The sequence below is a fragment of the Dyella koreensis genome, from assembly GCF_044904565.1.
GTDB classification, from domain to species: Bacteria; Pseudomonadota; Gammaproteobacteria; order Xanthomonadales; family Rhodanobacteraceae; genus Dyella_D; species Dyella_D koreensis.
This window is the reverse complement of the sequence record NZ_JADIKD010000012.1, coordinates 358,418-376,953: the sequence shown is the minus strand read 5'-3', so window position 1 is coordinate 376,953 and position 18,536 is coordinate 358,418. Positions and strand designations below refer to the sequence as shown.

The window sequence follows — 18,536 nt, the reverse complement described above, 5'->3', positions numbered from 1 at the left end:
AGTGAGCGCACCAGCCATGCCCTGTACGAAACGTCGCCTGTTCACCATTGCGGTCATGCCCTTCCCTTCGTCCGGATGCGTGCGCATCGGTTCGCACATCCTTATCGAGGGAAGGTGGGCTAAGCGATAAGTGCCGGAAGTTGGTCGACGCCGGCAGGCACTCGTCAGGGTTGCCGGCCGAAGCGGTAGTCGCCTCGAGCCCAGGATGCCTTTAAACGATTCCAGCGCTCGCCGCATCCTAATGACCTGATCCCAGCCCTCTCCTGTAGGAACTCCACGTCATGGCCTATCGAATAGCGCTCTTACTGGCATTGCTACTCTCCGCCTTTAGCGTGAAAGCGCTCTACGACCCGGCACCCATCTACGTACTTCGCAACGTCCAGGGCGAGTGGAAAGGCACTCTGACCTATATTGATTACGGCGCACCTCATAAAGAAGTCACACTACCCACACGCCTCTACGTTGCGCTTAGCGCCCCTGACGAAATCACACTCTCATACGTTCATGATGACGGCCCCGGAAAAACGGTCTATTCCTACGAACGCCTGCGCTTCGATATCGACGGCAAGGCGGTTACCTGGAACAGCAAGTCAGACGGCCAGCCCGATTCCCGGCAAGGGAAGATCGTCTCCATAGAAGAAAAAGCGTCAGCCATCGTCCTGTTGGCCGAATTCAACGAAGGCGACATGCTGGCGCGCTATCGCTTTGAATTCAGCGACTCGACGTTGTCGATGGAAAAACAGGAGATTCGAAGCGGTAAGCCACCTTTGCGTAGGAGTCGCTATCAGTTTTTGCGTGGAGCGTAGTTGGCGACATCAACGTCAGCGAGATAACTGTCCTGGGGCATTTCTCATGCGCATTGGCCACCAATTTCAGGGGCTAGAACATCTGGTGATCAACCGCGACGGCGTGACCAGGCGCATGCTGTGATTGAGGCGCGCGGTACGAATTCGACTGCCACAACTTTGATGCACTCGTAGTCTTTCTTGGTGTCGTCGATGCTTAATGGCATTTCGAGTATCCACTTCGACTCGAAAGCTGCCCCTGCCTACTCGAATAACGCTCTCTCATCGTATAAAGATTCGGTGCGCCGTCCCGCCATTCCCTCGGATCGCGCGTGCCGAACTACAGCGATGCCACTCGCGATGCCACTCGCGATGCCACTCGCGATGCCACTCGCGATGGCACCCGTGCGCTTGCGCGAGTGGCGAGTGGCGAGTCCGCGACGCGAGAAATTGCGCCAAACGGAACATCTTCACCTTCGGTGGGTGATGCTGATCACATTGTCTTCGCGAGCACAAGATTTCTGTCGCCGAGTTTCAATTTTCGCAATCGCGATTGATGTTCTTCGCAATGCCGCGTGCAGCGCAATGCGCATAGAGTGCCGATGCGTGAGAGAGAGACGTGATGTATGCACAAGATCCTGCCTCAGCTTCATACAAGTGCATGGCGTGTGGCATCTCACGCTGCCATCCGATGTCGTTCGTTCGTCACCGTGTGGACAGGCGAATGAAATGTGGCGCGACATAACGTGCCTCCTCTTTCGCGAAGCACGCGGCGAACGGTTTCTTTCGCTGCATTCAAAACGGCGCAATGGTTCGCCTGCATGCGCCCCGCCCTGATGGATCAGCAGCGTCGGAACACCGCGGCGAGCCGATATCAATCTGGAGGATTCATGCAGAAACTCATATCGCGGGCCGTCGCCTGCGCGCTTGCTTTTGGCACGCTTGCGCTGCCGCCGATGGCCGCGTTTGCGCAGTCATCGGCGCCGACCTACACCTGGAACAACGTGCAGATCGTGGCCGGCGGATACGTCGACGGCATCATTGCGCATCCCAAGCAGCAAGGGCTGTTCTATGCGCGTACCGACGTCGGCGGGGCCTATCGCTACAATTCGATGACCTCCGCCTGGGTGCCGCTCAACGACGGCACGTCGCCGGAGAATACGCAGTGGATGGGCATCAACAGCATCGCCATCGATCCGTCCAACCCGAACATGCTTTATCTGGCGACGGGTTTGTATACGTCATCCTGGGGCGCCAATGGTGCGATGCTCGTGTCGTCTGACCAGGGTGCACATTTCACCGCGCATCCGCTCAGCTTCCGCATCGGCGGTAATGAGGACGGGCGCAATGTGGGCGAGCGTCTGCAGGTGGATCCGAACAAGGGATCGATCCTGTTCTATGGAACCTCCAACGAGAATAATCAGGCCAGCACGAACGGCTTGTGGACCAGCACGGATAGCGGCAGCACCTGGTCGAGGGTGAGTGGGTTCACCGCCCTATCGAACGATGGCACGGGGGCTGGCGTGGCGTTCCTCGCCTTCTACAAGCCTTCCAGCACGAGCGGTTCGCCCACCAAGATCTTGTTTGCCGGCGTGTCCACCGGCACGGCTGCCGTGACGCTCTACAAAAGCGCCGATGGTGGCGTGACCTGGGCGCCGATAGCCGGCGGCCCGGCCGGCCTCATGCCGCAGCGCGGCCTGATCGGTCCGGACGGCAGTCTGTACATCACGTATGGCAATGCCGTCGGGCCCAACGGCATGTCCGCGGGACAGGTCTGGAAGTACAGCATCGGCCTGGGCACCTGGCGGAACATCACGCCGACCGATCCCTACAACTATCCGTCCGGCTTCAGCGGTCTGGCGGTGGATCCGGCGCGGCCCAGCACGCTGGTGGTGATGACGATGGATCACTGGTGGCCGGACGACACCATGTACCGCAGCACCGACGGCGGTTCGACGTGGAAGGACGTAGGCAGTAGCGCGGTGCGCGACTCCAGTGCGTCGCCATGGATCGTGCCGCCAGGCAAAACCCAGGCGCCGTTCGGCAACTGGGGCGAGGTGGTCATCGATCCCTTCGATTCCGGGCATGCGATGTATGGCTTCGGCGGCGGCATCTGGAGCAGCGCTGACCTCACCGCGGCGGACGCCGGTCAGCCCACCCACTGGAGCGTCGGCGCCAAAGGCATCGAGGAAACGGCGGTACTGGGGTTGCTCTCGCCGACCGCCGGCGCACCGTTGATCAGCGCCCTGGGCGACGTCTGCGGTTTCGTGCATAACGATCTCAATACCGCCCCCGCCACCCAGGTCACCAACCCTCTCTGCGGCAATGGCACGGGCCTGGATTTCGCGAAGAACGCGCCGCTGACGCTCGTGCGTGTGGGCAGTGGTGGCAACTCCAGCAACAACGTGTACGGCGCGTGGTCGACCGATGGCGGCAAGAGCTGGTCGCCATTCGCCAACCAGGCAGGTTCCACCAAGGGTAGCGGCACGGTGGCGATCTCCGCCGACGCAGGCACGATCATGTGGTCGCCGTCGGATGTGGCGCCGGTGGCCTCCACGGATCACGGCAGCACCTGGCATACCCTCTCCTATCCCTCCGCCAACGGCATGGCCAGCTTGCCGATCGGCGCACAGGTGTTGTCCGACGGTATCAACGGCAATTTGTTCTACGCCTGGAATCAGGCGACGGGCACCTTCTTCAGCAGCTCCGACAAGGGTGCGAGCTGGTACGCGTCGACCACCTCGGGCCTGCCCGTGGTGCCGTCGTGGCAGACCAGCCAGGCCGTCACCGTCACCGGCGTGCAGGGCGACATCTGGCTCGCCACGCAGTCCGGCCTGTATCGCAGTCAGAGCTCCGGCTGGAACTGGAGCCAGGTGGGTGCGTCCACGGTCAGCGCCGCCACGTCGATCGGCTTCGGCAAGGCGGCGGTCGGCAAGTTCTACCCGACCATCTATCTCGCCGGCACGGTGAATGGCGTCACCGGACTGTTCCGCTCCGTCGACGTTGGCGCGACCTGGGTGCAGATCAATGACGCGCAGCACCAGTGGGGTGGCGTGTCGCGTGTGGTTGGCGACCCGCGGACATTCGGCACGGTGTATCTGGGAACGAATGGCGGACGCGGAGTCATCTACGGCACCTCCACCAACTGACGCAGGATCACCACGTGCAGAAGTGCCTCGCTCCTTTCCTCGGGAAGGAGCGAGGCACGACAGGAGCAAACCTCATGCGAAACGGCATACAGACCGTGCTGCTCACCTTGCTGGTCATGGCCGGCAGCGCGAAGGCACAGGACGTCAGCCCTGTCCCGCCGATGGGTTGGAACAGCTGGGACTCGTTCGGGCTCACCATCGACGAGGCCGATTTCAAGGCCAATGCCGCCGTGCTCGCCGGATTGCACGGCTATGGCTGGACCTACGCCGTCATTGACCAGGGCTGGTACATGCGCCATCCCTTCGGCGACACGTTGCAGAGCCGGGACTACGCACTGGACGCAAACGGCCTGCTGGTCCCCGCGCTCAACCGTTTTCCCTCCGCGTCCGATGGGCAAGGCTTCAAATCGCTGGCCGATTGGGTGCATTCGAAGGGATTGAAGTTCGGCATCCATATCGTGCGTGGCATTCCCAAGCAGGCCGTAGCGGCCGACCTGCCGGTTGCCGGCTCCGGCTTCCATGCAAAGGATGTGGCCGACACCGCGGACACTTGCCCTTGGGACGACAGCAACTACGGCGTGCGCGACACGCCCGCCGGGCAAGCGTATTACGACGCCATGCTGGCCTTGTACGCGCGCTGGGGCGTGGACTTTCTCAAGGTCGACTGCATCGCCGACCATCCCTACCGAATCAGCGAAATTCGCCAGATTGCCGCCGCGATCGGCAAGACCGGACGCCCGATCGTGCTCAGCTTGTCGCCCGGGCCGACCCAGTTGTCGCATGCCGCTGAGATTCAGCAGTACGGACAGATGTGGCGCATCTCCAATGATGTCTGGGATGGCTGGTCGTTCGTCCACGAGCAACCCAACAATGATTTCCCCATGGGCGTTCGCGATGTTTTCGATCGCCTGCCGCTATGGGCGGGCAAGGCCCGCAATGGCCATTGGCCCGATGCCGATATGCTGCCGATCGGTACGCTCGCGCCACACCCTGGCCTCGGCACGCCACGCCCATCGCGCCTGACCCCGGACGAGCAGCGCACGCTGCTGACATTGCACGCCATCGCACGCTCCCCGCTGATCCTGGGCGCCAATCTGACCCGACTGGACGACGTCACCCGCAGGTTGATCACCAACAAGGAAGTGATCGCCGTCAACCAGGCCAGTCGTGACAATCATCCTGTCACTAGCCTACCGAAAGGATTCGATCGCGTGCGCGTATGGGTGGCGGCCGGCCAGGGTGACGAACGCTATCTCGCGATATTCAACCTGGACGATAAGCCCGTGACGCTGGACACGGCATGGAGCGCGCTCGGCTTGACCCCCGGCAGCTATCGCGCTCGCGACCTGTGGAGCGGTCACGAACGGAAGGCATCCGTGCGCATGGCCGTCGACCTGCCCGCCCACGGGTGCGTATTGCTTGCCATGCGGCCAGCGCTTTCAATGGACTGATAAGCGATTTCCGGCTCTATCGCGGCGCGCTTGCCGCGCTGGCGGTCCCTTGATTCTGTCGCGATGCAACGGCGGATTTCGTAAAGAACTTCGCCGTATTTCGCCAGTGACTCACCTGGCGATCTGATTCAACGTAGCCGGCGCTGCGCCCTGCCCGCAGGGCTGGCCTCCGTTGCCGCCTACGAGCCGCTTATGACCGCAAAGCATGGATGGGCCTTCTGCATAGCTATCGCCGCCTTCGTTTTCTTGCCGCAGGCTGCCGCCGAGCAACGCAGCTTGTCGCAGGACTGGCGATTTCAGCGCGGCGATAGCAAGGGCGCCGAACTGGCTGCCTATGACGACCATTCGTGGCGGCAAGTATCCGTGCCGCACGACTGGTCCATCGAAGACAAGCCCGACGGCTCGCCGCCCTTCGACCGCGACGCGGTCAGCGGACAGGATTCGGGCTATCTCCCCGGTGGCGTCGGCTGGTATCGGCGTCACTTGGCGCTCGATGCGCAGGATGCGGCGCAGACCGTGCTGGTCCATTTCGAGGCGATCTACATGGACGCCGACGTGTGGATCAACGGCCAGCACGTAGAGAAGCATCATTACGGCTATAGCGCCTTCGCCGTCGACCTGACCGGCAAAGTGCATGCCGGCGACAATGTGCTCGCCATCCGGGTCGATCACGCCGATCCGTCGTCGCGCTGGTATGCCGGCTCGGGCCTGATCCGCCCCGCGACACTGGAACTGCTGCCACCCGTGCATATCGAACCGGACAGCATCCAGGTGACCACGCCCGTGGCTACCAGCGAGGCCGGCCGCGTGATCGCGCAATTCGCCATCGCCAATGGCACGGCGAAGACCCAGGGCGTGGACGTGGTCTCGCGCATCGTGTCGCCGTCCGGAAAGACGGTGGTCCAGAAAAGCAGCCAAACCACGCTTGCGCCCCATGCCAAGACCGCGGACGAAATCACGTTCGAGCTGAGCGAACCCGCATTGTGGTCGCCGGACTCGCCCAATCTGTACGTACTCGAGCAGACTATCCGTACTCGCGATGGCGTCGCCGATATTCGCCGCACACGCTTCGGCATTCGCGCGATCGCCGTCGACGCAACCAACGGACTGCGCATCAACGGCAAAAAGTTCGTGCTACGCGGCGGCAACATCCACCACGACAACTACATGCTGGGCGCCGCCGGCCTCCCCGATGCCGACGCGCGCAAGGTCGCGCTGATGAAGGGCGCCGGCTACAACGCCATCCGCAGCGCGCACAATCCTGCCAGTCAGGCGACGCTCGATGCTGCGGATGCGTTGGGCATGCTCGTCGTCGACGAGGCATTCGATGCGTGGAGCAAGAACAAGAAGGCAATGGACTATGCCCGCTTCTTCAAGGAGGACTGGCGGGCTGATCTGGACAGCCTCGTGCTGAGCGGCCGCAATCACCCCAGCGTCGTGTTCTGGAGCATCGGCAACGAAATCCCCGAACAAGGTACTGAGCCGGGCATCGAAACTGCTCGCCAGATGGTCGCCCATGTCCGTCGCCTCGACACCACCCGCCCAGTCACCCAGGCCGTCAGCACCGGCGGCCACGAGAGCGACGGGCAGTTCGCTGTGCTCGACGTAGCCGGTTACAACTACCACGCGCACGAGTTTGCCGATGACCATCGACGGTTTCCCGAACGGGTGATGTTCACCTCGGAGTCCACGCCGAAAGATGCCTTCACGTATTGGCGCAGCGTGGAAACCATGCCCTGGGTCCTCGGCGATTTCGTCTGGACCGCCGTCGATTACCTCGGCGAAACGGGTATCGGCTGGATGGGCTACAGCCAGGACTGGCAGAAGCTTGGCCCCTATCCGTGGCATCTGGCCTACTGCGGCGAGATCGACGCCACCGGACGCAAGCGACCGGCGGCGTATTACCGGGAGGTGCTGTGGAAAACCGGCATCGATCCGATATCGGCTTTCGTCAAGCAGCCGCCTGGCACCGAAGACCTTCCCGATCGGCATCTGTTTCCCATCACGCCGCCGCACCTCGATTGGTCGCTGGACGACGTTCATCCGAGCTGGACCTGGCCGGGACAGGAAGGAAAGCCGCTGGAGGTGGTGATCTATTCCGAGTACCCCGAAGTGGAGCTTCTCCTCAACGGCAAGAGTCTCGGGCGCAAGAAGGTCGATGTGGCGACCGAATACAAGGCGAGCTACCAGGTTCCTTATGCGCCCGGGCGTCTTGTGGCGGTTGGGTATCGCGATGGCCAGGCGGCGGGACGGTGGGAGCTGCGGACGGAAGGCGAGCCGGCGACTGTCCGGCTATCGCTCGACCGGACACCATTTCGAGCGAACGGCGAAGATCTCGTATACGTGACGGCGGAACTCATCGATGCCAGCGGCGTGCCGGTCTACGCGCAAAATCATGATCGGCAAGTGACCCTCCATGTGGCCGGCGCCGGCCAGCTGGCGGGGATCGGCAATGGCGATCCGCATGATGCCTCCAGCTTTCAGTCGGGACAGCGACGCACGTTTCATGGACGTGTCGTTGCCGTCGTCAAGGCGGCGACGCATGCCGGAGCGGTCACGGTGCAGGTCGATGCTGCTGGACTGCCGCCGCAACAAATCAATCTCAACGCCGTATCGCCTTGAAACCTAGAGGCGATACGTGTGCGCGGCGGCCTCTTTCCCTCGCGTGATCGCTAGCGCGAAGCTCGCGCTAGCGATCATTTATTCCGTCCGCGTCGCGTGATTTCGACCAGCACAATGTCATTGGACCGCATGGGAATAGACAGCGTGGCGTGTCCACGGGCATCGACACTAAGCGCACGCACTTCGGCCTTGTCCGCCGTGATCGTCTGCAACTGCCGCAGCTGATCGTCTGTCAGCGCCTTGGGGGATCCCATGCGCAGATAGGCCGAATAGGCATCGTTGGCGTCGTAGCCCGTGCGGTAGATGGCGACTTGCCACTGGCCCGGCTGCATATGCTCGAATTCCAGGCTGAGCGGCCGGCTTGGCTGTGACGGAAACAGCTTGGTGAAGAAGGATCGGTTGCTCTTGTCCTGCTCGGGCTGCAAGAAATCCCATACCAGCGCCTTGAGTGCATCGCCATCCCAGGTGACATGACTTTGCGCGTCCGGCGTCTTCAACTCCGTCGGGCCGAGACGATTCAAGTATTTGTAGGCGAAATAAGCCGGCTTACGGATGCCTTGAGGATTCAACAGGCCGAATCCACCCTGGAATGGCGCCGTCGGTGGGCCGGGTTCCTCGAACAGATCGCTGAAGGTCCAGTAGCTCATGCCCTGCACCATGCCTTCGCAAGCCTTGAGCTTTTGAAGAATGTACGCGGCACTTACATACGAATCGTGCACAGAGTCGCGCGGCGTATAGCTGGTGCTCCATTCGGTGAAATAGAGAGGTAGTCCTGGCTTCGAGGAATGGTCGATCTGTTGGCGCACGCTACGGACATCGCCCACGATGGCATCCGGCGATGGTGAAAGCTTGGTATCGCTTTCGCCCTTTTCATCGAGAAAGCCCCCATCGACGCCATAGGTGTGGGTGGAAACGAAATCGAGCGGCGTGCGTGCTTGCGTGGTGTGTTCGATCAGTGCCGGTACCCATGCGGCGCCAGCCGTCGCGGGGCCACCTACTTTCAACTGAGGATCAATCCGCTTGATGGTGCGTGCGGTGGCATCGAAGAGATCGAAATAAGCCTTTTGATCGCCACCCTCCCAGAAGCCAGCCAGGTTGGGTTCGTTCCAGACTTCGAAGTACCACTGGCGAATTTCCTGTTGCCCGTAGCGCTGCTCCAGGTGGCGCACGAAGGCATCCACCAGTGCGCTCCACTTTGAAAGCACCGGGTGGGAGGTGTTGCCTTTCCAGTAGAAGATGCTCTGGTCCGAGGTCTTCATCGCTTCCGGTGTGAAGCCCAGCTCCACAAATGGCCGAATGCCCATGGCGAGCAAGCGGTCATAGAGATAGTCGATCTTGGTCCAGTCGTAGACGGGCTTGCCGTCGACTTCCCGATAGGTGCCGAGCACGTCATGGAAGATCGCGTGGAACCGAAGGTAGCGAAAGCCGAGCTCCGCCTGCACGGTCTTGAGCTGGGCGAGGTTGTCATCGCGGATCAGCGTGCCTGGATAATCGGAACCGACGGAAGCGTTGTAAGCGCGATCGGTCGGAAACGAAGGCCCCTTCACGTCGATGGCGATCTGACGAGCCTCCTGCCCCGCTTGAACCGCCAGGGGCAGGCAGGCCAGCATGCACATGAACCCGCTTGCCGCCGCCCAGCCTCGACGCCGTGCCATTGCCTTCCCGCGCATAGGTTTTCCTACTTCAAGATCGTCACAGCAGTGGAGTTCAACAAATCCCTGTCAGCGATTTCCAGAGGGAGTCCATTATGATTTTGATCAGTCATGCGATGTGGCACGCTACGCGGCAAGTCTGGCTCCAGACACAGGCTCGATTTGAGGTCCGCCGCAACGCATGGCAAAAACATAAGCCGATGCGGCGGATATCTGAAGGCGACTTGCTCTAAACAGCGATGCCACGCTCCGAGGCGAGTCAATCCAGGGGAACCTACCTTGCTCAACGCATCCATGCTCTCGCGCCGCATCCTCCTGGGTCTGATGGCCGCCACGACCGCAGCGCCAACTCTGGCTTCCACCTCAACGCCGGAAGCGACCGTTGCCGGAGGTCGCTTGTCCGGCACCCGTGATGCCAAGACCGGCTTGAACGAATTCAAGGGCATTCCTTACGCCGCCCCGCCGATCGGCCCGTTGCGGTGGAAACCACCGCATCCGGTGACCGCGTGGACGGGTGTGCGAAAAGCCGATCATTTCGGTCCGCGGTGCATGCAGCGTCCCGTGTTCAGCGACATGGTGTTTCGTTCCGACGGCATGAGTGAAGACTGCCTGTACCTCAACGTCTGGACGCCCGCGGACACCCCGCGCAAGAACCTCCCGGTGCTGGTCTATTTCTATGGCGGAGGGTTCATCGCTGGCGATGGCTCGGAGCCGCGATACGACGGCGCCAGCCTGGCGCAACGCGGGATCGTGACGATCACGGTGAACTATCGGCTGGACGTCTTCGGTTTCCTGGCATCCCCTGCCCTGGTTGCCGAGTCGCCCGAGCACGCCGCTGGCAACTATGGGTTGCTCGACCAGCAAGCCGCGCTGAAGTGGGTTCGGCGCAATATCGCTGCATTCGGTGGCGATCCCGACCAGGTCACCATTGGCGGCGAGTCGGCAGGATCCATGTCGGTATCAGCGCAAATGGCCTCGCCGTTGTCCAAGGGCCTGATGCATCGCGCGATAGGCGAAAGCGGCGCTGTGCTCGGCAACCTTAATCCGATGCCACTCGCCCAGGCGACGCGAGAAGGCGAAGCGTTCGTGCGGCGCGTTGGAGCGCGCTCGCTGGATCAGTTGCGCTCGATGAGCGCACAGACGCTACTCGAAGCCGCGGGCCAAAAGGATGTGCCCGAATTCCGTCCCACCGTCGACGGCTACTTCCTCCCCCGCCCGCCTGAGGCCATCTATGAGGCCGGTGGGCAGGCACATATTCCTCTGTTGCTCGGCGCGAACTCGCAGGAAGGCAGTTACACAAGCCTGCTCGAAGATCGGGCACTGACGCTCGACAACTATCGCGCCGCCGTGCAGAAGCAGTTTGGCGAACACGCCGCGGAAGCCCTCAAGCTCTACCCAGGCCCGACCGAAGCCGATGCCAAGGCGTCCGGCACAGCACTCGCGGGCGACCAGTTCATCGCCTTCTCAACGTGGCAATGGATGCGCCTGCATCGCCAGACCGGGCAAGCGCCGGTGTACTACTACTATTTCACCCAGGCGCGCCCAGCCAAGCGCGACGGTAGTGCCGCTCCGGATGCCGGCGCGGTGCACAGCGGCGAAATCGAGTACGCCCTGGGTAATCTGTCCGGTAACGATGTCTTTGCCTGGACCGTGGCCGATCGCCATGTCTCGGACATCATGCAGGGTTATTGGGTTCGCTTTATCAAAACAGGCGATCCCAATGGCCCGGGCCTGCCGCATTGGCCGGCCGCAGCGGGCAAAGACGGTGGCCTATTGCGTCAGGCCATTGGCGCAGACACACATACCATGGTTGATCGCGACGCGGCGCGCTATGAGTTTCTTCAGCGCGTCGACGCTGGTCGCACGCTATGAAGCCATCACAATCAAGACTTCCATTCCTCGGTGTAGGCAAAGCGCGTCGGTCGTAGCGACATATATTGCACGACACGCGGTCGCTGCGAACGATTCGGACTGCTGCCATGCGGCAGCAGGTGATGCCAGATGATCATGTCGCCGCGCTTTGCGGCAATTGGCGTCATCGTCAAGGTACGCCGCGCATAATCATGCACATCCATGCCTGAGGGGATACTTTTCAGCCATTGCTTCAGCGTGCGATGAAAGCCCGGCACGCAGCTGAAAGCGCCCTGGTCCTCATCGACGTCGGCGAGATACAGGATGCCCTGCAATTCAAGGCAGTGCGGCTCGGCGAGTGTGGCATCCCAGTGCAAATGCGGTCCGGGGAACGGCCAATTTTCGCGCTCCGGCGGATTAAACCCGCCTTGGTCGATGGTTACCCAAAGATCCTCGCGCCCCCACAGTTGTGCATGGGCCTTATGAATGCGTGGCGCGCGACGATTGGCCACTAGTGCGGGATGTCGCAGTAGTGGCACCCAGATGGAGTGACCCAGCGATTCGCGATACCAGGATTCCGGGTTGTCGCGATCCATCTCTAAAAAATCGTAAATAGCCGTCTCTGCGATTTCCGCCGCTTCCGAGCTGATCGCGTTGCGCAGGATGACGTAGCCATGCTCGTGCCAGTGTGCAAGGTCGTCGGCGGTCAGGCCTTCGACATGCTCAAGATCGCCGACTTCGGCGCCGACGGCCTCGCCTGCGAGGGCGCGCCGCAAGCGATTCAGCGCGACTTCTTCCAGTTCGCCGCCATTGCGCTCCCATACCCAGGCTTCGAATTGTGCGTAGCTCGGCTGCTTCTGATGCAGATAGCGCAGGGTTTCCAGCACGTTAAGACGCAGGCCGGCCAGTAACGTCTTCACCACGTCCTGCGGTAGCGGCGCAGCAGATCCTGGCGCGCACACGCGAGCCCAGTAGGCGTGCAACTCATCAATACCAAGGCTTGTCGTCGTCTCGGCCATCGCGCTCCTCGCTACTTAAAAATGTGTACCAGCCTCTGGCATCTCGGCTTTGAAATGTTCGAAATGGCGTGGCCCCTCTTTGCGGTCCACGCCATAGCTTGCCTCAAACGCACGCAGTGACGATGGATCTATGGGAAAGCACTTTTGCAAATGGCAAAAATGGTATCGCGCAGCCACCGATGGGCGGGATCCGCATGGAGGCGAGTCGGTGCGCTGCCTTGGTCACGCTGCACTCGGTGAGCAATGCATCCAGCGCGGTAAGGAGATTCAAGTCCACGTCTTGCATGTCAAGTCGCCCCCTGCATTGACTGATCGTTGATTTCGATGCAATCGATTATTGCGTCAAGCGCGTCTGGTGCAATGCATCTTCCTTCACCAAGATCAGGACTGTCCAATGACAAAGCATCTTTATGAGCCACTCAAATAGCAATAACGCCCCTGCCATTCTGCTCATCGGTGCATCGCGTGGCCTCGGGCATGCCATGGCCGCCGAACTCTTGAAAAAGGGGTGGAGCGTCGTCGGCACTACACGCCCGATCGAGGGCCGAACTCAACTGCACGACCTGGCCGACGAAAACCAGGGCCGCGTCGAGGTCGAGACCGTCGACATCTGCGAACCGGAGCAGATCGCGGCACTTCGTGCCCGCTTGTCGGGCCGGGTATTCGACATCCTGTTCGTGAACGCCGGTACCGCCAACGCGAATCCGAATGACACCATCGCTGAAGTATCCACCGAGGAGTTCATCCGTGTGATGGTCACGAATGCACTTGGCCCTATGCGTAGCGTCGAAGCGCTGCAGGATCTGGTCCCTCCCGATGGCCTCATTGGCGTCATGTCGTCGGGACAGGGCAGCATCGCCAACAATACCAACGGTGGGTTTGAAATCTATCGCGGCAGCAAGTCCGCCCTGAATCAGTACATGCGAAGCTACGCTGCTCGCCATGCAGGTGAGCCACGCGCCTTAGTGCTGATGGCTCCGGGCTGGATTCGTACGGCGCTGGGCGGTCCGAACGCGCCGTCCGGCCTTGAGGAAACCATTCCGGACATCGTGAACACGCTGCTCTCGAAGCGGGGAAGGCCGGGCCTGGAATACCTCGACCGCATGGGCCGCACTGTCCCGTGGTGAATAGAGGATCGGCCATGAAGCTGATCGGAATTGAAGAGCATTTTCTGATGGCGGAAATTCGCTTGGTATGAAGAGCACCGCCTTTGCCGAGAAGAGCGGCCAGCGTATCGACCTGTAACACCCGTGCGCCGAAAATTCACAAGCCAATCACGGTTGTGCACCGCCATGTGTCGGATCGCCTGGCTGGCAGGAAGGTAATAAACATCTGAAATCCATGTATTCGCTCTGTTTCAGCACCAGCCAGCTTCACGCGACTATGCTGAAAATCGGATGGGACTTGAGGTGCCACCATGTCCACGGATACGAAGACTCCGTTCGAACACGTCAACGACGTCCTTGCGCAACTCAAAGAGATGCGCCACTACGCGAAGAACAACGTCGAAACGCTGACGGCGCAGTGGCTTCTGTTCGACGGCGAGCTGAAGAAGCTCAAGCACGCCGGGCCGATCGAGACGTTGATGACGCGCCAAAGTGAGCTGCACGATGCGTTGAACGATGAGATCGCCACGCTCGAGGAGCTGGTGGTGACACTGCAGCCTCCTCCAGAGGAGGCTTAGCCGGGCTCCAGCTCAACCCGCAGCCTTGCCCTGCCCCTCAGTGGGAGGGGCGGGAGATCGGATGAGGTGACGCCGCGATGCGTATCAGGCTTCTCTCGTATGTGACTCTCGTGGTTGCGGTGATGGCTGTCATGGGCGGCTGTTCGTCCATGCGCAGGGATTTCGTCAAATCCCCCTCCAGCGCATTGCCGCCCGCGTCGGACACCCCGTCGTCGCGCTACGTCGCATCCGAGCTGACCCGGCACGATGGCTTATCCGGCTTTCGCCTGTTGACCAAAAGCACCAACGCGCTCATGAGTCGTGTGGCCCTGATTGACCAGGCCAGCCATTCGATTGATCTGCAGTACTTCATCTTCAAGAACGATGCGACAGGGCGGCTTATCGCGCTACACCTGCTGGCAGCCGCGGATCGCGGCGTACGCGTGCGCATTCTTCTGGATGACGTGCACCTGGCTGACGAGGACGTCATGTTCAATGCCCTGGATGCACACCCGAGCATCCAGGTACGGCTCTTCAACCCCTTCCGAACGCGCCACCCAACCATGCTTTCGAAGTTGGGGCAGTTTGCGCTTGAAGGGGCGCGCCTTAATCGGCGGATGCACAACAAGTCATTCATTGTCGACAATGCCGTAGCGATCATCGGCGGCCGAAATATCGGTGACGACTATTTTGATGCTGGCAGCGATACCAATTTTCGAGACCTTGACCTGGTGGCGATCGGCCCCGTGGTGCAGGAAGCCTCGCGTTCCTTCGATGCCTATTGGAATTGCGATGCGGCGTATCCGGCAACGGCGTTCCGCACCAGGCGGGATACGCATGCGGATCTCGCCGTATTGCGAGTCAAGCTGGTACGCGATGCGCGCGCCTTCGCACAATCGGACTATGCACAAGAGATCGCCGATGAATTTCCCCATGGCGCCACCGGCGATCGACGCGGCGGCTGGTTCTGGGGTCCGGCAAGCTTTGTTGCTGACCGGCCGGAGAAAATCGAAGCGCCCAAGGACGCGCCGTTTCTGCGCATCGGCCCCAAGCTGAAGGCCATGATGGACGCGGCACGCGTTGAGGTGGTAGTGATTTCGCCTTACTTCGTGCCTGGCGATAAAGGGTCGCGCTATCTCGTCAATCTGGCGCAGCAAGGCGTAAGCGTGAAGGTGCTGACCAATTCACTTGCCTCGACCGATGAGCCTGCGGCGCACTCTGGCTATGTGCACTATCGCAGGCGTCTCCTGGAAGGCGGCGTCGATCTGTATGAGTTGCGCCCTGCCCTTGGCGCTGCGCAACCCGCTACCGCTCGTGGCACCTCTTCCGGCGTCAGTCTCCATGCGAAGGCCATGATTGTTGACCAGTCGCATGTATTCATCGGCTCGCTCAATATGGACCCACGCTCCAAGCTGCTCAATACGGAGATGGGGCTCATCGTCGATTCGCCAGAACTCGCGGACGCCGTAAAGCAATTCTTTGACACCGCCATCCAGCCAGGCAACGCCTTTCATGTCGTACTGCGTGGGACGCCCGGAGTTCATTCCCAAGCCACGCATATGCAATGGCTGTCTGAAAAAAATGGCGTCACCGTCAGTGACCAGACCGAGCCAGGCGCGACAACGAAACGTCGCGTCGAGGTACTTGTTCTTCGGGTACTGCCTATCGAGGGACTGCTTTAATCACGGTCGCACTGCATGTTCATAGATAGGTGCGCCCCGGCTCTGAGTGGCGTGCCTCGGCCTGGATGGGCCAACCATTGGCAGGCCAAAATGCACAGGCACCTCGCTTCGCAGCGACCTAGACTACCAATCCAGTGCAGCAATACGTTGCGCACGGGTACGTTTGATAACGCATTGAAGTCAATCCGGAGAGCGCAGATGACGAGTGCAGCAGAGTCCGCCGAGCCCGCCTCCCCTGTTGGAATGGCGCCCGATATACAGCGCCGCGTTCTCTCCATCTGGATCATCATAGTTAGCCTGGTTGCGCTGGGCGGCGTGATCGCTGTCCTTGCGATCGGCGGCCGGCCTGATCCATCCGAACTGCGTGCCGCCGCCCCATTGCTGGATGGCGCATGGCGCTTCCACATCGGTGACGATCCGCGCTGGGCCGATGCGAACGTGGACGACAGCGACTGGGAAACGATGGACCTGAGCGCACCGGCAAGCAGCCATGATGGCGATGTCGGTCTGCCGAACTATGTCGGTGGCTGGATGGTGCACGGGCATCCCGGATATCAGGGATATGCCTGGTATCGACGCACGGTGACGGTGCCGGCGGGAAATCGTGCATGGGATGTCCTGGGGCCGACCATCGTCGACGATGGCTACGAGTTGTATTGGAACGGCGTGCGGCTGGGCGGATCGGGGCGACTTGGCGCATCCCCCCGAGTCGTCGGCACGCGGCCGCTGATTTTCGCGCTTCCCGCCGATGCGGCCGGTACCCGTGCGGTGCTCGCCATCCGTGCGTTCATGCAGCAGGGCAATGACGCCAACCCCGATGGCGGCGGCGTACATGTCGCGCCGACGCTGGCGCCACGCCCAGAGAGTTACGCGCTATACCACGTGCAATGGTGGCGGACGGTCGCGGGCTACATCGTCGAAGTGATCGAGCCCCTGGCCATGTTTGCGCTCATCGGTTTGGCGCTTGCGATCCGTTCGCGCAGCAGTCGCCCGGGTTTCATCGCGTTTGCCTGCATCGCGCTCGCGCTTTCAGCGGTGAAGCGCCTCGACAACGCGATTGTCTCGTGGACTGATCTGATGAGTCTGCCCACCTACGCGTGGCTATCAAAAGTAGTCTGGATGCCCCTGAGTGTCGCCGCCTGGACGCTCACCTGGAACCGTTGGAGTGTGCGTTCCTCGCGAGCCATCGATGGAGCCATCCTGCTGCTTACTTTGGTTGGCATCGTGGGAGCACTGATGCAGATCGCGGCGATGACTCACGTCTTTCGGCTCGGATTGCTCGTGCTGTTCGCGCTGATTGCCGTGCGGGTGGTTCGCGGCGGCCCGATGCGCGGCATGGCGATCGCCACGATGGCATTTATCCTGATGGCGCAATATGCAGGCGAGCTGGGATCGATCGGCGTTCCGACCATATGGTTTCCGTTTGGCATCGGCGTAACGCTTACGCAGTACGCCTATGCGGTCGCGATACCGCTTCTGGCTTTGTTGATTGTGCGAACACAGTACAAAGGATTTAGCTGAGTCTGCACGTTTGCGCCTCCTGCTCGCTGTGCTTCATACAGAAACTGGCATTTGTTGCTCAGCCCACCCCGGAGTCTGCAAAGAATCACCGCGTGGGAATGTATGCGCTCAACGGAACCTGAAAGATCCGGCCTTGCTTCTTTGTCCCCAAAGCGTCATCAGTTTCGAAAAACAGCGTCTTGAGGTCCGGGCTGAGCCGGGCCTCAAGACCCTCGACATGGGGGTCGAGCGCCTGCGGCTCGCTCCACTCACCGTTTCGCTTGAAGGCGACGAACAGCAACGACTGACCTTTCGCTGCCGGCGCCCGGTTGGCGGAGAAGACGAGAAACGATTCGTCGGGGGCAACGGCCACGTCGTAGCCTGGATGAGTTCCGTCGCTGATCGATAACGGGACGGGTGCCTCGAAGCCATTACCCTTGGCTTGCGCTCGATAGATGTGGCTCTTCCTGGTCACCGGGTCCGGCTGGTTGAAATAGATGCTGCCATCGCCGGCCACAGCGGGCGAATAGATCGCCGAGTTGCTGTTGATGATGTCGGGGAGTCGCACGGGTTCGCCCCAGCCGCTGCCTTTGCGCTCGACCCTCCAGATATTGCCGCCCTTGCCAGGTTGCGACTGCCCACCAAAATAACCCGTCAGAGGCGCTCCGCCCGCCTCCGCAGGCCGGTTGGAGACGAAGACCAGATAGGAGCCGTCCGGCGCCATGCTGGGTTCGATGTCGCGCCACTTGCCTGAGAACGGCGCGACCTGCGGTTTGGACCAGGTGCCGTCGTGCAGCGTGGACATCATGATCGTGATGGCGCTGTCTCTATGAGTAAAGAACACGGTTCTGCCGTCGGGCGTGAAGGCGGGCGCTGAATCATCGCCGTCTGGCCATGTCGTTTCGGGCTGGAAATGCGTTGGTGCCGGAGTGGCTTTTGTCGTCGATTCCGGTTGCCCGGTTGGCGTTACTGCCACCGCGGGCAAAGAACTGAGCGCCAATAAGACGCATGCAATGGAACACCTGCGCAGGAGGTTCGGGTCCGATGAGCGATTTGACATGCGTGTCTTGCCTTGGATCGGCTTGAAGAAGGTGATCGGCAATCAAGCTTGCGCGTTGTGGTTCACCTTCGCAGGGGCGCGACTGGTAGAGCAAGAACGAGG

Annotated in this window: 12 protein-coding genes; 9 read left to right on the top strand and 3 right to left on the bottom strand. The window is 61.2% G+C overall.

Annotation, left to right across the window (positions count from 1 at the left end):
- The first annotated feature begins 281 nt into the window (after positions 1–281).
- The 4 genes from ISS97_RS16780 (at position 282) to ISS97_RS16765 (ending at position 8,007) form a co-directional block, all read left to right on the top strand.
- On the top strand, positions 282–806 hold the full coding sequence (locus tag ISS97_RS16780) for a hypothetical protein (RefSeq protein WP_379983460.1): 525 nt from the start codon (positions 282–284) through the stop codon (positions 804–806).
- 869 nt (positions 807–1,675) lie between these two features.
- Positions 1,676–3,934 carry a beta propeller repeat protein gene (locus ISS97_RS16775; RefSeq protein WP_379983461.1) on the top strand — a complete coding sequence of 753 codons (2,259 nt, stop codon included), beginning with the start codon at positions 1,676–1,678 and terminating at the stop codon, positions 3,932–3,934.
- A 74-nt stretch (positions 3,935–4,008) separates the two neighbouring features.
- The gene (locus ISS97_RS16770) at positions 4,009–5,385 is read left to right on the top strand and encodes a glycoside hydrolase family 27 protein (RefSeq protein ID WP_379983462.1); all 1,377 of its coding nucleotides are present in this window, start codon (positions 4,009–4,011) and stop codon (positions 5,383–5,385) included.
- Positions 5,386–5,577: 192 nt separating this feature from the next.
- Positions 5,578–8,007, top strand: a complete 2,430-nt coding sequence (locus tag ISS97_RS16765) for a glycoside hydrolase family 2 TIM barrel-domain containing protein (RefSeq protein ID WP_379983464.1) — start codon at positions 5,578–5,580, stop codon at positions 8,005–8,007.
- 74 nt (positions 8,008–8,081) lie between these two features.
- Here ISS97_RS16765 and ISS97_RS16760 read toward each other — a convergent pair whose 3' ends face one another.
- On the bottom strand, positions 8,082–9,662 hold the full coding sequence (locus tag ISS97_RS16760; RefSeq protein ID WP_417323429.1) for a GH39 family glycosyl hydrolase: 1,581 nt from the start codon (positions 9,660–9,662) through the stop codon (positions 8,082–8,084).
- 276 nt (positions 9,663–9,938) lie between these two features.
- Between ISS97_RS16760 and ISS97_RS16755 the strand changes: the two genes are divergently transcribed.
- Positions 9,939–11,531 (top strand): carboxylesterase/lipase family protein, encoded by a 1,593-nt coding sequence (locus ISS97_RS16755; protein ID WP_379983465.1) that lies wholly within the window; start codon positions 9,939–9,941, stop codon positions 11,529–11,531.
- An 11-nt stretch (positions 11,532–11,542) separates the two neighbouring features.
- Here the strand turns inward: ISS97_RS16755 and ISS97_RS16750 are convergent, their stop codons facing one another.
- On the bottom strand, positions 11,543–12,529 hold the full coding sequence (locus tag ISS97_RS16750; protein WP_379983466.1) for a phytanoyl-CoA dioxygenase family protein: 987 nt from the start codon (positions 12,527–12,529) through the stop codon (positions 11,543–11,545).
- Positions 12,530–12,939: 410 nt separating this feature from the next.
- Between ISS97_RS16750 and ISS97_RS16745 the strand changes: the two genes are divergently transcribed.
- The 4 genes from ISS97_RS16745 (at position 12,940) to ISS97_RS16730 (ending at position 17,395) form a co-directional block, all read left to right on the top strand.
- Entirely contained in the window at positions 12,940–13,656 is a 717-nt protein-coding gene (locus tag ISS97_RS16745) for an SDR family NAD(P)-dependent oxidoreductase (RefSeq protein WP_379983467.1), read from the top strand.
- 290 nt (positions 13,657–13,946) lie between these two features.
- A complete protein-coding gene (locus ISS97_RS16740; protein ID WP_379983468.1) occupies positions 13,947–14,213 on the top strand; it encodes a hypothetical protein in 267 nt (88 codons plus the stop codon).
- A 77-nt stretch (positions 14,214–14,290) separates the two neighbouring features.
- Positions 14,291–15,874 (top strand): phospholipase D family protein, encoded by a 1,584-nt coding sequence (locus ISS97_RS16735; protein WP_379983469.1) that lies wholly within the window; start codon positions 14,291–14,293, stop codon positions 15,872–15,874.
- Positions 15,875–16,021: 147 nt separating this feature from the next.
- Positions 16,022–17,395, top strand: coding sequence for a glycoside hydrolase family 2 (locus tag ISS97_RS16730; RefSeq protein ID WP_379983470.1), 1,374 nt, complete (start codon positions 16,022–16,024; stop codon positions 17,393–17,395).
- 85 nt (positions 17,396–17,480) lie between these two features.
- Here ISS97_RS16730 and ISS97_RS16725 read toward each other — a convergent pair whose 3' ends face one another.
- Positions 17,481–18,476: a TolB family protein gene (locus tag ISS97_RS16725; RefSeq protein WP_379983471.1), complete on the bottom strand. Its 996-nt coding sequence runs from the start codon at positions 18,474–18,476 to the stop codon at positions 17,481–17,483.
- Between the last annotated feature and the right edge of the window lie 60 nt (positions 18,477–18,536).